Below are 14,291 nucleotides of genomic sequence, written 5' to 3' on the forward strand. Positions count from 1 at the left end.
GAGGGTCAGTTTGATCGCGCCGCGTGGGTAGGGGCAAGGTCGCTGGCCCTCCGGAATCGGCGACCAAAAATGGAGGAAACAATGAAATCAATCTTGCGACAAGCCGTGCCTTTGACTGTGTTGATGGCTGCCGCTGCGGCCGTCTCGATCGTCCCCTCGGCTCGCGCCGAAGTGCCCGCGACCTGCGTCAAGGGTGTCAATCTCGCAACGCTCGGGCCGAAATCGATCGTCGGCCAGGGACCCCACGGCGAGAAGGCGGCTTCCCCTGAGGTGCTTGCGCTGTCGGAGGCCGATGCCGCCAAGGTCAAAGAGAAGCATTTCAAGGTCGGCATCTCCATGCAGACGGTCAATCTCGACTGGTCGCAGCTCCAGATCCAGGGCATCACCGATACGCTGAAGAAGTACGGCGTGACGGTGACGGGCGTTGCATCCGCCGAGTATCAGGTGGACAAGCAGATCGCCGATATCGAGAACACCATCCAGCAGCATCCGGACGGCATCATTTCGATCCCGGTCGATTTCACCGCGACCGCTCCGACCTACAAGAAGATCGCCAAAGCCGGCATCAAGCTCGTGCTGATGGACAGCATCCCGACCGGCCTGAAGCATCCCGAGGAATACGCGACGATGGTCTCGGCCGATAGCCAGGGCAATGGCCAGATCGCGGCACAGATCCTGGCGTCCTGCGTGGCGCAGGGCGGCACCATCGGTCTCGTCAATTTCGGCGTCGACTATTTCAGCACCAACGAGCGCACCAAGGGCGTGCGGGAGTGGATGAAAGCAAACCGGCCCGACATCAAGATGAAGCAGGTCGATTTCACCGATCCGCCGAAGGTCTCACAGATCGCGGGCGACTTCCTGACCGGCAATCCCGACGTCAAGGGACTGTACGCGGTGTGGGATCAACCGGCGCTCGACACGCTGAGCTCGATGCGGGCTCAGGGCATCGATATTCCCATGACGACGGTCGACCTCGGCCTGCAATCGGCGATCGAAATTGCCAAGGGCGGTCCGCTGAAGGCGACCGGCTCGCAGCGTCCTTACGACCAGGGCGTTGCCGAGGCGTTGGCGATGATGAATGCGCTGCTGGGTAAGGAAACGCCCGGCTGGATCGGTGTGCAGTCGTTGCCGGTGACGCAGTCGAATGTGCTGGAGTCCTACAAGACCGTGTTCAAGAAGGATCCGCCGGCCGAGCTGACGGATGCCTGCAACAAGGCGAAGCCCGCCTGCAACTGAGCCTGTCATACCGATGCGCGGTTCCGCGGGACCGCGCATCGTTTCGGCCCACCTGATCCGGGCGAACCAGCCCCCGTCCGGATCAGGCCGCGCTGGTGACGTATTCGACGGGAAGGCTGCGGAAGTGCTTGCGCGTGTCTGCCGACACGGAGCCACCGACGATGATCCGCGAGAACGAGCTGACGTCGGAGAAAGACGCCGGCTTGAGGCTGCCGAGCTTGCTGGCGTCGACCACGAGGATGCTTTCCATAGCGGTCGCGATGACGGCCTGCTTGATGGCGACTTCGTGAAAATTGGAGCAGCTGGCGCCTCGGGTCCAGTGCAGGCCGCCGGCCGAGACGAAAGCCTTGTTGACCCCGAGCCGCCGCAAATAGGACAGGCCGTCATCCGACGAGAACGATTGCGATGACGGATGGTAGAGCCCGCCCATCAGCATCACCTGCGTCGCCGGACGGTGGGTGACGATCGAGGCGACGTTCAGCGAATAGCAGATCACCGAGAGAGGCATGTCCTCAGGCAGGCAATCCGCCAGCGACTGCATCGTGGTGCCGCAATCGATGAAGATGGTGTCACCTTCTTTGATCGAGGCGGCTGCTGATCGGCAGGCGAGGAGCTTGTCCTGCGTATGCTGGTCGATTTCCTGTTCGAATGTGTACTTGATCCCGGTCGGCGACGCCGCGTTGACGACGTAGCCGCCGAGCAAAGCGAGCGCCGCCTCGGGTCCGGCAAGGTCGCGCCTGACCGTCATCTCCGACACCTTCAGCAGCTCTGCGGCGTCCTTCAGATGCAGTGCGCCGCTCGTCTCGACGGCGCGTCGCAGCCGTTGCAGTCGCTGGACGCGGGTCTCGCTGGGGCGTGCGGTCGGTGTTTCAGTCATTTTCGTCACCGAGCTTGCTTATCCGGTTGACAATGATCTTACAATGATGTGAGTTTAGCAACGTCAATCTGTTACAATAATAACATCTGGCCTGAAGGACGTTTCGCTGTCCGCGATAGCAGGCAGCAGAAGCTCCAGCCGGCAAGAGATGGGAGGATCGCATGTTGCAATCGGCACATTCAGTCTATCTGCCGTCTCAGTCGATTCGCTAGCATTGCGCGGCGTACCGATGGCGCAGGGCGTCTTGATATCGAATCCATCCGCAGTGCCGGCGCAGCCACCTGCGCGGGATCACAATCATCCGCATCCGATCGCGCGCAACTGCGGCCGCGCGCTCGAGATGGATTGGCTCGATGAGATCAGGATCAATCTATCCGCTGCCGAGCGCCGGGTTGCCAGCCTGCCGGGCCGGCGTACCGTGAAGAAGGACGCGCAGGCGGCGTGGTTGCTGAAGGCGATCGCCTGCATCGACCTGACGACACTCAACGGCGACGATACAGCCGAGCGGGTGAAGCGCCTTTGCGCCAAGGCGAGGGCGCCGATCCGAAACGACCTTCTCGAGGCGCTCGGCTTTGCCGGGCGCGGGCTGCACACGGGCGCGATCTGCGTCTATCACCGCTTCGTCGCAACCGCGGTCGAAGCGCTCGATGGGCATGACATTCCCGTCGCTGCGGTCTCGACCGGATTTCCTGCGGGTCTCGTGCCGCACGATCTGAAACTCAAGGAGATCGAGGCGTCCGTCAGGGACGGTGCGCAGGAGATCGACATCGTCATCACGCGTGAGCATGTGCTGACCGGAGACTGGCGCGCTCTTTACGCCGAAGTCCGGGATTTCCGCGCGGCCTGCGGTGACGCGCATCTGAAGACGATCCTGGCAACCGGCGACCTCAAAACGCTGCGCAACGTCGCCAAGGCGTCGATGGTCTGCATGATGGCCGGCGCCGACTTCATCAAGACCTCCACTGGCAAGGAAGGCGTCAATGCCACGCTGCCGGTGACGCTGGCGATGCTGCGCATGATCAGGGTCTATCAGGAGCGCACCGGCTTCAAGATCGGCTTCAAGCCGGCCGGTGGAATCTCGACGGCGAAGGATGTGCTCAACTACCAGTTCCTGATGAAGGAGGAGTTGGGTCGCGATTGGCTCGAGCCCGATCTGTTCCGCGTCGGCGCCTCGAGCCTGCTCGCCGACATCGAGCGTCAGCTTGAGCATCACGTCACCGGCCGCTACTCGGCCTTCAACCGTCATCCCGTGGGCTGAGCATGAGCATCGCACATTACTACGAGACCATGGATTATGGTCCCGCTCCCGAGGCGGACGGCGAGGCGCGCGCCTGGCTGAAGCGGCACGACGCGACATTCGGGCATTTCATTGCCGGTAAATTCCTCACGCCGGCTTCGGCCAAGCATCTGACGACGATCGAGCCGGCCACGGGCAAGACGTTGGCCAAACTCGCGCAAGGCATCGCTGCGGATGTCGAGGCTGCCGTCGGCGCCGCGCGATCGGCGCAGTCGTCATGGGCAAAGCTCGGTGGCCACGGTCGTGCCCGTCATCTCTATGCGCTGGCGCGCATGCTGCAACGTCATGCTCGTCTGTTCGCGGTGCTGGAAGCGATCGACAATGGCAAGCCGATCAGGGAAACCCGCGATCTCGACGTGCCACTTGCTGCGCGCCACTTCCTGTATCACGCCGGCTGGGCCCAATTGCAGGAGCGCGAATTCGCCGACCATGTCCCGGTCGGTGTGATCGGCCAGATCATCCCCTGGAACTTTCCGCTGCTGATGCTGGCCTGGAAGATCGCGCCCGCGCTGGCGACCGGCAACACCGTGGTGCTGAAACCGGCGGAGTTCACGTCGCTTACCGCGCTGCTGTTCGCCGAACTCGCGGCGGAAGCGGGCCTGCCGCCCGGCGTGTTGAATGTGGTGACGGGTGATGGCGCCACCGGCGCTTCTCTCGTCGAAAATCCCGGTGTCGACAAGATCGCCTTCACGGGATCGACCGAGATCGGTCGGTTGATCCGTCAGTCGACCGCAGGCAGCGGCAAGTCGCTGACCCTCGAGCTCGGTGGCAAGTCGCCGTTCATCGTGTTCGATGACGCCGACATGGATGGCGCCGTGGAAGGCGTGGTCGATGCGATCTGGTTCAACCAGGGCCAGGTCTGTTGCGCCGGATCGCGACTGCTGTTGCAGGAGGGCATTGCGGAGACATTCCGCAAGCGCCTGATCCGCCGTATGGAGACGCTGCGCGTGGGTCCGCCGCTCGACAAGTCGATCGACATGGGCGCGGTGGTCGCACCGGTGCAGCTCGAGCGGATCAAGGCGCTGGTCGAAACCGGCGTCAACGAGGGCGCCGAGAAGTATCAGGCGCCGGGGCCGATCCCCGCCGAGGGATGCTTCTATCCCCCGACCTTGCTCTGGAACGTGCATCCGTCATCGACCGTGGCGATCGAGGAGATCTTTGGTCCGGTGCTGGTCGCGATGACGTTCCGTACGCCGGACGAGGCGGTGATGCTCGCCAACAACACGCGCTATGGCCTTGCGGCCAGCGTGTGGAGCGAGACCATTGGCTTGGCGCTCGATATCGCGCCAAAACTTCAGGCCGGCGTGGTCTGGGTCAATGCGACCAATTTGTTCGACGCCAGCGTCGGCTTCGGCGGCTATCGCGAGTCCGGCTTCGGCCGCGAGGGCGGCCGGGAAGGCCTCTACGAATACCTCAAGCCGAAGGCATGGAGCGGGCGGAAGGCGCGGGCGAAGGTGCCGCCGCCATCCCCGGCGGCTTCTGCCGGCGGCGCAGGATTTGGCACGCCCTCGATCGACCGAACCGCCAAGCTGTTCGTCGGCGGCAAGCAGGTCCGTCCTGACGGGAATTATTCGCGCACGGTGCTGTCGCCGAAGGGGCGGCACCTCGGCGAGATCGGCGAGGGCAATCGCAAGGATATCCGTAACGCGGTGGCTGCCGCGCGCTCGGCCGAGGGGTGGGCGCGGGCAACGACGCATAATCGCGCCCAAATCCTCTACTACCTTGCCGAGAATCTGTCCGCGCGCGTCGACGAGTTTGCCCGGCGCATCGGTGATATGACCGGCGTTTCGCCCGCAAAGGCGTGCGTAGAGGTCGACGCGAGTATCGAGCGGCTGTTCAGCTATGGGGCCTGGGCCGACAAATACGAGGGGACGATCCATGCGCCGCCGTTGCGCGGCGTGGCGCTTGCCATGCACGAGCCGATCGGCGTGGTCGGGGTGGCCTGCCCGGACGAGGCCCCGTTGCTGGGCTTTATTAGCTTGGTGGCACCGTTGATCGCGATGGGCAACCGTGTCGTCGCCGTCCCGAGCGAGCGGCATCCGCTTGCAGCGACTGATTTCTATCAGGTGCTGGAGACGTCGGACGTGCCGGCAGGCGTCGTCAATATCGTCACCGGCGAGCGCGATGCGCTGGCAAAGGTCCTCGCCGAACATGACGACGTCGATGCGCTCTGGGTGTTCGGCTCGCAGGAGGCCTCGACGGCCGCGGAGCGGCTATCGGTCGGCAATCTCAAGCGCACGCTGGTCGACCATGGCCTGGCGCTCGATTGGTACGACCGGGCGGCGAGCGAAGGCCCGATCCTGCTCCGCCATGCGGTGCAGGTGAAGAATATCTGGATTCCCTACGGGGACTAAAGACGTCACCTTGCGGTGATACTGGTTGGCGCCCGAACCATCAGAGTTCGGGCGATTCTTGAAGACAAGGGAGGGACGCAACATGCTCAAGGGCATCAATCCACTGCTCAATGCCGACGTGCTCTATGCCTTGCGCGCAATGGGGCACGGAGACCGCCTCGTGGTGTGCGATACTAATTTCCCTGCTGACTCGATCGCGCGCCAGACCGTGTTCGGCGAGCTGCTTCGCATTGACAACGTCAGTACGGCAAAGGCGATCGAAGCCATCCTCTCGGTGCTGCCGCTCGATACGTTCGTCGACGATGCCGCGATCCGCATGGAGATCGTCGGCCAACCCCAGGAGGTGCCGCCGGTGCAGCGCGAGGTGCAGGCCGCGATCGACCGCGCCGAGGGACGCTCTTGGCCGCTGGTCGGGGTCGAGCGTCATGCCTTCTATGAAAAGGCCAAGACGGCCTACTGCGTGATCGCCACCGGTGAGCGGCGCTTCTACGGCTGCTTCCTGTTCTCCAAGGGCGTCATCGCGCCGGACGGAGAGTGACGACCATGAGCAAGACTGGCGTCGCAGTGCTCGGCATCTTCGTCGTGGATCTGGCGTTCCGGGCCGGCAACATGCCAGCAATCGGTGAAACGATCGCGGGCTCCGGATTTGCCATGGGACCAGGCGGCAAGGGATCGAACCAGGCGGTGGCGGCTGTGCGCGCGGGCGCGGACGTGACCTTCATCTCGCGTATCGGTAACGACGCCTTCGGCGATCTCGCCATCAAGACGTGGGAGACAGAAGGAATTCGGCCGCGCGTCACCAGGACTGCGGAGGCGCCGACCGGCGCCGCTTTCATCTATGTCCACGAGACCCGCGGCGACAACGCCATCATCGTGGTGAGCGGAGCAGCCGACGGTCTCAACCCCGCCGACGTCGACGCGGCGGCGGATGCGATCCGTACCAGCCGCGTCTTCGTGACCCAGCTCGAGCAACCGGTCGCGGCTGCGCAGCGCGGCCTCGACATCGCGCGCGCTGCGGGCAGCATCACCGTGTTCAACCCGGCACCCGCGGGCGCATTCGACGACAGCCTGTTTGCACTATGCGACTACGTCGTTCCCAACGAGACCGAGGCCGAGGCGCTGACCGGGATCGCGGTGAGCGATCTTGCCGGTGCCCGCCGCGCCGGAGACGCGTTGCTGGCCAAGGGGGCGGGTACCGCGCTGATCACGCTCGGCGAACGCGGAGCGTTGTTTCACGGGCGGGATCGCTCGCTGCACGTGCGGCCGTTCGCTGCCGGCCAGGTGGTCGAAACCGCGGGCGCCGGCGATGCATTCGTCGGCGGATTCGCAGCAGCGCTTGCGGGCGGCGCCGATCCACTGGAAGCGGCGCGCTTCGGTTCGGCCACGGCGGGCATTTCCGTGACGCGCGCGGGGACTGCGCCTGCGATGCCGCGGCGCGCTGAGATTGAAGCCCTGTTGAGGGAATGATCTGCACATGATGCGGAACGATCCGATCAAGCATGTCTTCATCTGGCCGGCGGTGCTCGTCGTGCTGGCGATCTCGATCTTTCCGCTGATCTATTCGTTCACCACGAGCTTCCTCAGCTATCGCCTGATTCCGCCGATCCCGCCACGCGTGGTGTGGTTCGGTAATTATGTGACGCTCTTGCAAGAGCCGCGCTTCTGGAATGCGATCTTCACGACGTCGCTAATCGCGTTCATCGCCGTCGGGGTGCAATACGTGATCGGGTTTGGCGTTGCGCTCGCGCTGAACGCGCGCGTTCCTGGCGAGCGGCTGTTTCGCGTGGCCTTGCTGTTGCCGATGCTGCTGGCCCCGGTCGCCGTCGCGCTCGTTGCCCGCATGATCTTCAATCCGACCATGGGCCCGCTCAACCAGTTCCTGTCCATGTTTGGACTGGCGAACCTGCCGTTCCTCACCAACGGACACTGGGCGCTCGCATGCATCATTGCGATTGAGATCTGGCAGTGGACACCGTTCATCATCCTGATGATGCTGGCTGGCCTGCAGACACTCCCTGAAGACGTCTACGAGGCGGCCGAGCTCGAGAACGCCAGCGCCTGGCAGCAATTCTGGGGCATCACCTTTCCGATGATGCTGCCGATCTCCGCCGCGGTCGTCTTCATCCGCCTGATCGAGAGCTACAAGATCATGGACACCGTGTTCGTGATGACAGGCGGCGGACCGGGTGTAGACACCGAGACCCTGACCTTGTTCGCCTATCAGGAGGGCTTCAAGAAGTTCAATCTCGGCTACACGTCGGCGCTCAGCTTCCTGTTCCTGATCGCGATCACGATCATTGGCGTGACCTATCTGGCGCTGCTACGGCCGCATCTGGAGAAGCGCCGATGAGCGGGCAAGGCCTTACCGGACTGTCGAGTTGGAGCCGCCGCCTGGTCGCGGCCGGCGTGCTCGTCTGGTTTCTGATCTCGGTGTTTCCGCTCTATTGGGTGGTGGTGACGGCGTTCAAGACCCCGCCGGGCGTGGTCGGCGGCCCGACCTATATTCCGTTCGTCGATTTCACGCCGACCCTGCAGCCCCTCATCGATCTCTATCAGGGCATCCGTGGCGAGTTCTTCCGAACCTTCCTGAACTCGACGATCATTGGACTGTCCGCGGCGGCGATTGCGACTGCGATCGGCGCGATGGCGGCCTATGCGCTGGTGCGGTTCGAATTCAGGGTGCGCCTTGGCGCCGGCCTGATCTTCTTCCTGCTCGCGCTCGGCGGCTATCTGCTGTTCAACAACACGCTTGGATTTACCCGACCGCAGGCGCTGCTGCTGGCGTTCCCGATCTCGCTTGTCGCTGCAATCCTGGCCAACCGCCTGCCGCTGCCGGGGCCGATCCTCGGCAATGAGGACATCCTGTTCTGGTTCGTCAGCCAGCGCATGTTCCCGCCGATCGTCACGGCGTTCGCGCTCTATCTGCTCTACAGCGAAATCGGCCGGCTCGGCTTCCAGCTCATCGACAGCTATGTCGGCATGACGCTGTGCTACGTCGCGTTCTCGTTGCCGATCGTGGTCTGGCTGATGCGCGACTTTTTCGAAGCTATCCCGATCGAGGTCGAGGAGGCCGCGATGGTCGACAACGTGCCGAGCTGGCGCATCTTCCTCGGCATCGTGGTGCCGATGTCGATGAACGGACTGCTGGCGACCTTCATGATCACGCTCGCCTTCGTCTGGAACGAGTTCTTGTTCGCGCTGTTCCTGACCAATTCCAGATGGCAGACGCTGCCGATCCTGGTGGCGGGACAGAACAGCCAGCGCGGCGACGAATGGTGGGCGATCTCGGCCGCGGCGCTCGTCGCCATCATTCCGATGATGATCATGGCAGGTCTGCTCAGCCGCATGATGCGGTCGGGCCTGCTGCTCGGAGCGATCAAATAGCAAAAAACTTATCTAGGGAGGACTGGACGATGTTGCGACGGACGTTTCTGATGCTGACCACCTCGCTCGCGATGGCTTGCACCGTGAGCCAGGCGAACGCTGCCTGTAGCCCGGATTATTCCGGCGTCACCCTGACGGTGGCGTCGCAGACCGGCCCGTATATCGCCTCTGCGCTCAAGCTCGGCGCGGACGAATGGACCAAGAAGACCTGCGGCAAAGTCAATGTGGTCGAGTTTCCATGGTCGGAGCTCTACCCGAAGATCGTCACGTCACTGACGGGATCGGACGCGACATTCGATCTGGTCAGCTTTGCACCCGCCTGGCTGCCAGACTTCGTCTCATTTCTCAGCGAGATGCCGAAGGAGATGCAGTCCGGCAAGGATTGGGACGATATCGAGCCAGCCTATCGTGAGCGCCTGATGGTGTGGGAAGGCAAGATCTATTCGCAATCGATGGACGGCGACGTTCATACCTACACTTATCGCACCGACCTGTTCAACGATCCCAAGGAGAAGGACGCCTTCAAGGCCAAGTACGGCTACGACCTGGCGCCGCCAAAGACCTGGAAGCAGTATCTCGATATCGCGGAGTTCTTCCAGCGCCCGGACAAGGGGCTTTGGGGCACGGCGGAAGCCTTCCGTCGCGGCGGCCAGCAGTTCTGGTTCTTCTTCAGCCACGCGGCCGCCTATACAAACAACCCTAACTATCCGGGCGCGATGTTCTTCGACCCCGAAACGATGGATGCCCAGATCAACAATCCGGGCTGGGTGAAGGGACTGGAAGAATACATCCGTGCCTCAAAACTTGGCCCGCCCAATGCGCTGAACTTCTCGTTCGGCGAGGTCAATGCCGCTGTGGCCGGCGGCCAGGTGGCCGAGTCGATCGGCTGGGGCGACACCGGCGTGATCGCCGCCGATCCCAAGCAGTCGAAGATTTCGGGCAAGGTCGGTTCGGCGATCCTGCCGGGATCGGATCAGATCTGGAACGCCAAGACCAAGAAGTGGGACAAGTTCGGAAGCGTGTTGCCGGCGCCATTCATGGCATTCGGCGGATGGCAGGTCGCGGTACCGAAGGTCGGCAAGAACCAGCAGGCAGCTTGGGACTTCGTCAAGACGCTGACGAGCCCCGAAGTGTCGGGGCAAGCGGCGATCACCGGTGGCTCCGGGGTCAATCCTTACCGCAAATCGCACACGGCCAATCTGCAATTGTGGAGCAAGAACTTCTCGCCCGAAGAGGCCAAGGAATATCTCGGCGCGCAAGCGGATTCGATCAATGCCAAGAATGTCGCGCTCGACATGCGTCTGCCGGGCTATTTCTCCTACACCGAGGTCGTCGAGATCGAGCTTGGCAAGGCGCTGGCCGGCCAGACCACGCCGCAGGCCGCGCTGGACGCGGTCGCGAAGGAATGGAATCGCCTGACCGACGAGTTCGGGCGCGCGAAGCAATTGGCGGCCTATCGCGCAGCGATGGGTCTTCCGCCCAAGAACTAGCTTCCTGCGGAGACTGCCCCGGATGATGCGTAAGCATCATCCGGGCATTGTTGGCCGTCGATGCAAGGGACGGAAAAGGAATCCATGGCGCACGTCAAGATCGAGAACGTCACCAAGGCATATGGGCCCTACAAGATCATCGAGGGGCTCGATCTGAACGTCGCCGACGAGGAATTCGTCGTGCTTGTCGGGCCGTCCGGCTGCGGCAAGACCACGACATTACGCATGATTGCGGGGCTGGAGGCGGTCACCAGCGGAAACATCCGCATCGGCAACCGCGACGTGACGCAGCTGCGTCCGGGCTTGCGCAATTGTGCGATGGTGTTCCAGAACTATGCACTCTATCCGCACATGACGGTCGGAGAGAACATCGGCTACGGCATGAAGGTGCGCGGCAATTCACGCGCCAGCATCGCGAAAGCAGTTCAGGACGTGGCACGGGTTCTCGACCTCGAGCAATATCTGGACCGCCGGCCCAAGCAGCTCTCCGGCGGACAGCGTCAGCGCGTCGCGATCGGCCGTGCCATCGTGCGCAGCCCGGACGTGTTTCTGTTCGACGAGCCATTGTCAAATCTCGACGCCAAGCTCCGCATCGAGATGCGGACCGAGATCAAGGCGCTGCATCGCCGTCTTGCCAAGACGATCGTTTATGTCACGCACGATCAGGTCGAGGCGATGACCATGGCGGATCGCGTCGTGGTGATGAATCGTGGCCGGATCGAGCAGGCGGCCGACCCGATCACGATCTACGAGAAGCCCAGCAATCTCTTCGTCGCGGGATTCATGGGCGCACCCAGCATGAATTTCATCCATGGCGAGATTGTCGCCCGAGACGGCGCGCTAGTTTTCATCGAACCTTCGGGCACGGCGTTAGCGCTACCGAAGTCTCGCGAGGCGGCTTATACAGCCAGCATCGGCAAACCCTTGGTGCTGGGCGTCCGGCCCGACCACGTTGTTTACCAAGAGGCCCCGGCTGGCTCATTTGTCCGTATGATTGTAAGGGACGTCGAGCCATTGGGACCGCATACGCTCGTGATCGGCACCGTCGGTGCCTTTCCGTTCACTGCGCAGATGCAGGTCGGAGTTGCCGCCGAGCCCGATCGGCCGTTTGACGTGGGACTCGACCTGCAGCGAGCACATTTGTTCGATAAGGCGACAGGACAAGCGATCGTGGCCTGATTCGCTGGCCCTCTATGTCTATGGGACCCTTTGCCAGGTGCCGGGCTAAGGCGGCGCTAAAGTGACTGCGAACGATTTCGCACCTGTTTGGGCTCGATAGCTTGATCCTCTCCTCCGTGGAATATGCGTACTGGGCAGCCGATGCTTGAATAGCAAGCTTGGAATTGCACTGCAGTTGGAATGAGGAGTGCACTTTCCCCCGCAGTTTTGGCCTGAGCGTTAGAGAAGCTGGGATCATTCTCAAACCTCTGCGGGAGAGAACGGCGCGAAAATTTTGCGAATGGCCCCGGTCCCGCTGATGCTTGGGAGAGCCTGCAAGAGCATGCAACGGTGGCGGCCGTTCTCTCTCAGAACGCCGCAACGAAATCGCAACGAATTGGGTGAAACGACCGTGAACAAAACGGGATGAAAACGATTGTCACCTCGATAAAAATCAACAACTTAGAAGATGTTCACTGCGTTCGGGACGCCGGGTTCGCAGGACGATGCCGACCTTCCGCCCATATCCACAAACAATGTCGTCGCTGGCGGTTCGGTTCTCATATTGCCGACGGATCGGCCGACCGATCCGCCCGTTCAGGCCACCGCCTCAAATAGCGATTTGAGATGGTTGCGGGTCCGTGGTTGTGCTGTTCGGCCCCTCTTATCGAGTGCTTGAAACCGGCCCTACCGAAGTATGTGGAGCCGAAAAGCGGTGGAGTCCAAAGATTGTGGCCCTCGATTCCATTGCCTCAGCGACGGCTCGGCATTTGGGGAAACCGTGGTAGAGCTTTTCACGTAGGGCGTGATCGCGTCCCTGATATTAGGATGACGACTACTTCTCGGTCAGCGTTTCGCTCAGGAATAGCGCGATCGCGCTTTCAAGATCCGTGGTGCTTCCATCTTCTTGCGTAACGGGCGACGTTCGGGGATAGAAATGCGTGGCGCCGGGCAAGTGCACGATCCGATGTGCAGGGACATGGCAGCATCTTGCCATTACGCTGACGGCATTTTGTTGAGCAGCGGTGGTCGCCTGGTCAATGCCGTGCCCGCGGTCAGCGGAAAACTGCCCTCGCTCGACGTGGGCATCGGCGACGAGGTCCGCCGCGATCAGGTGATCGCCCGGATCGTGCAGACCGAGACCGAGCAGCGCCTTCAGCAGGCGAGGGATGTTCTTCGCGAGCGCGAGCATGTCGAGCTCACCGGGGCGATCTCGCGCGAGATCGATGCCATGCTCCCTGTCTTTGGAGCCCCTGGCCAGCTTATCGCTGGCGGGGCAGGAGCACGGCCGACCATCCCATTCTGATGTCCCCAGTCAAGCACACAGCGCACGGTTTCTCATCTCCACGAGGACTCATCGTGAAGTTCTTGTGCCGATGGATCGTGCAGAGGAGAAGGCGGGACTCAAAGACGTCGGTGAACAGGCTCTGATGCGCGGGTTGGATACCGCATTTCCGTTTTTTCGTCTGGGGCTGTCCCTGGTCTAGCGTCGGGCGTCGATCGGATGATCGGCCACATAATGGATTTCAGGATTTCCCCTGCCGTGGTCCCGCCTTCACTTCTGCACGATTAATGTCTGCGACTGCCCCCTGATCTTGATTGCAACAAAGGGGGCTGTGGGCCGGTCGAGCGCACCTCATGACTCGAGCGGTCCACAGCCCCCAACGATGTCACGCCTGTCGAGGTGGCATGAGCTCGCGATTGATCGCCCAAATGAAGGCGGATAGCTCTCGGGCAATCGCCGTGACGATTACGGTTCGCCGCTTGCCCTTCCGCTCGAGTGAGCGGAAGCGTCCGCACAGCCTGGTTTGCGCTTTCCACGCAATCTCGCGCGCGACTCTCGGTGCGGCCTCCACCTTTGGCTGCTTGTCTCGGCTCACGCGCGGCGGATATCGATAGCTCCAGGCCGCCTCTACAAGAATACGTCGCGCCCGCCCATTACCGGCTTTGGTGATGCCGCCTCGCTTGACTTGGTCGCCAGTCGAGTTTTCTGTGGGCACCAGACCCAGATAGCCCATCAGCTCGCGCGGATTTTGAAAGCGGGATAGATCACCGATCTCAGCCAGCACCCCCACAGCCGCAATGAGATCAATCCCCCGCATCGCCTGCAGGGCCGACACAACCTCGGCGAGCGACCACTCGGGTACTACCTCGCGGATGGCATCTTCCAAACGCTCCAGCCGCTCACTTTCCTGGCGTACCCCCTCAAGTAACTCTTCGAATGCGATGCGCTGCTCGCGATGCTCGAGCTTCTGCGACATGAGCCATCTCATGTGGGCTGGTCCCCACGTTGTCTTGCCCGGATAGATGCGTCCCAGCCGCAGCATCAATGACGAGATCTGTTGACGCTTGCCCTGGAGGTCCTTCTTCACTGCTTGACGGGCGCGCGAGAGATCGCGCATAGCCTCATGGCGCTCGTCCGGCACCCACACCGCCGTGAGCTCGTCCGCGCGCAACAGCTTGGCGAGGCTTACCGCATCGCGCCGGTTCGTCTT

The 14,291-nt window shown here is 62.4% G+C and carries 12 protein-coding genes; 9 read left to right on the forward strand and 3 right to left on the reverse strand.

The genetic code is table 11. The annotated features are described in order from the left end of the window. The first annotated feature begins 81 nt into the window (after positions 1-81). Positions 82-1,236 (forward strand): substrate-binding domain-containing protein, encoded by a 1,155-nt coding sequence (locus ABIB90_RS32100; RefSeq protein WP_354202085.1) that lies wholly within the window; start codon positions 82-84, stop codon positions 1,234-1,236. Positions 1,237-1,318: 82 nt separating this feature from the next. Here ABIB90_RS32100 and ABIB90_RS32105 read toward each other — a convergent pair whose 3' ends face one another. After that, positions 1,319-2,113: a DeoR/GlpR family DNA-binding transcription regulator gene (locus ABIB90_RS32105; protein ID WP_354165174.1), complete on the reverse strand. Its 795-nt coding sequence runs from the start codon at positions 2,111-2,113 to the stop codon at positions 1,319-1,321. A 229-nt stretch (positions 2,114-2,342) separates the two neighbouring features. Between ABIB90_RS32105 and deoC the strand changes: the two genes are divergently transcribed. The 8 genes from deoC to ABIB90_RS32145 all read left to right on the forward strand — a co-directional run bounded on the left by deoC (position 2,343) and on the right by ABIB90_RS32145 (position 11,817). Beyond that, positions 2,343-3,371 carry a deoxyribose-phosphate aldolase gene (deoC, locus tag ABIB90_RS32110; RefSeq protein WP_502917001.1) on the forward strand — a complete coding sequence of 343 codons (1,029 nt, stop codon included), beginning with the start codon at positions 2,343-2,345 and terminating at the stop codon, positions 3,369-3,371. A gap of 2 nt (positions 3,372-3,373) precedes the next feature. Beyond that, the gene (locus ABIB90_RS32115) at positions 3,374-5,764 is read left to right on the forward strand and encodes an aldehyde dehydrogenase family protein (protein WP_354165177.1); all 2,391 of its coding nucleotides are present in this window, start codon (positions 3,374-3,376) and stop codon (positions 5,762-5,764) included. An 82-nt stretch (positions 5,765-5,846) separates the two neighbouring features. Further along, positions 5,847-6,302 carry an RbsD/FucU family protein gene (locus ABIB90_RS32120; protein WP_014494077.1) on the forward strand — a complete coding sequence of 152 codons (456 nt, stop codon included), beginning with the start codon at positions 5,847-5,849 and terminating at the stop codon, positions 6,300-6,302. Between the two features lie 5 nt (positions 6,303-6,307). After that, positions 6,308-7,231 (forward strand): ribokinase, encoded by a 924-nt coding sequence (locus ABIB90_RS32125; RefSeq protein WP_354165180.1) that lies wholly within the window; start codon positions 6,308-6,310, stop codon positions 7,229-7,231. Between the two features lie 7 nt (positions 7,232-7,238). After that, complete coding sequence (locus ABIB90_RS32130; RefSeq protein ID WP_354165183.1) at positions 7,239-8,114, forward strand: carbohydrate ABC transporter permease; 876 nt, start codon at positions 7,239-7,241, stop codon at positions 8,112-8,114. Continuing rightward, positions 8,111-9,148, forward strand: a complete 1,038-nt coding sequence (locus tag ABIB90_RS32135) for a carbohydrate ABC transporter permease (protein WP_354165186.1) — start codon at positions 8,111-8,113, stop codon at positions 9,146-9,148. Before ABIB90_RS32130 ends, ABIB90_RS32135 begins: the two co-directional genes overlap by 4 nt. 50 nt (positions 9,149-9,198) lie before the next feature. Further along, entirely contained in the window at positions 9,199-10,638 is a 1,440-nt protein-coding gene (locus ABIB90_RS32140; protein WP_354165227.1) for an extracellular solute-binding protein, read from the forward strand. 84 nt (positions 10,639-10,722) lie between these two features. Continuing rightward, positions 10,723-11,817, forward strand: a complete 1,095-nt coding sequence (locus tag ABIB90_RS32145) for an ABC transporter ATP-binding protein (RefSeq protein WP_354165189.1) — start codon at positions 10,723-10,725, stop codon at positions 11,815-11,817. 814 nt (positions 11,818-12,631) lie between these two features. Here ABIB90_RS32145 and ABIB90_RS32150 read toward each other — a convergent pair. Continuing rightward, positions 12,632-12,988, reverse strand: coding sequence for a hypothetical protein (locus tag ABIB90_RS32150; RefSeq protein ID WP_354165233.1), 357 nt, complete (start codon positions 12,986-12,988; stop codon positions 12,632-12,634). A gap of 478 nt (positions 12,989-13,466) precedes the next feature. Continuing rightward, positions 13,467-14,291 (reverse strand): IS110 family RNA-guided transposase (locus ABIB90_RS32160; protein WP_354202086.1); only part of this gene is annotated, 825 nt, incomplete at its 5' end.

This window comes from Bradyrhizobium sp. JR4.1, from assembly GCF_040548605.1.
Taxonomy (GTDB): Bacteria; Pseudomonadota; Alphaproteobacteria; order Rhizobiales; family Xanthobacteraceae; genus Bradyrhizobium; species Bradyrhizobium canariense.

What these genes read in the sequence shown, in the direction of transcription:
- ABIB90_RS32100 (WP_354202085.1), top strand. Translation starts at nt 82, where the DNA reads ATGAAATCAATCTTGCGACAAGCCGTGCCTTTGACTGTGTTGATGGCT.
- ABIB90_RS32105 (WP_354165174.1), bottom strand. Translation starts at nt 2,113, where the DNA reads ATGACTGAAACACCGACCGCACGCCCCAGCGAGACCCGCGTCCAGCGA.
- deoC (WP_502917001.1), top strand. Translation starts at nt 2,343, where the DNA reads ATGGCGCAGGGCGTCTTGATATCGAATCCATCCGCAGTGCCGGCGCAG.
- ABIB90_RS32115 (WP_354165177.1), top strand. Translation starts at nt 3,374, where the DNA reads ATGAGCATCGCACATTACTACGAGACCATGGATTATGGTCCCGCTCCC.
- ABIB90_RS32120 (WP_014494077.1), top strand. Translation starts at nt 5,847, where the DNA reads ATGCTCAAGGGCATCAATCCACTGCTCAATGCCGACGTGCTCTATGCC.
- ABIB90_RS32125 (WP_354165180.1), top strand. Translation starts at nt 6,308, where the DNA reads ATGAGCAAGACTGGCGTCGCAGTGCTCGGCATCTTCGTCGTGGATCTG.
- ABIB90_RS32130 (WP_354165183.1), top strand. Translation starts at nt 7,239, where the DNA reads ATGATGCGGAACGATCCGATCAAGCATGTCTTCATCTGGCCGGCGGTG.
- ABIB90_RS32135 (WP_354165186.1), top strand. Translation starts at nt 8,111, where the DNA reads ATGAGCGGGCAAGGCCTTACCGGACTGTCGAGTTGGAGCCGCCGCCTG.
- ABIB90_RS32140 (WP_354165227.1), top strand. Translation starts at nt 9,199, where the DNA reads ATGCTGACCACCTCGCTCGCGATGGCTTGCACCGTGAGCCAGGCGAAC.
- ABIB90_RS32145 (WP_354165189.1), top strand. Translation starts at nt 10,723, where the DNA reads ATGGCGCACGTCAAGATCGAGAACGTCACCAAGGCATATGGGCCCTAC.
- ABIB90_RS32150 (WP_354165233.1), bottom strand. Translation starts at nt 12,988, where the DNA reads ATGCTCGCGCTCGCGAAGAACATCCCTCGCCTGCTGAAGGCGCTGCTC.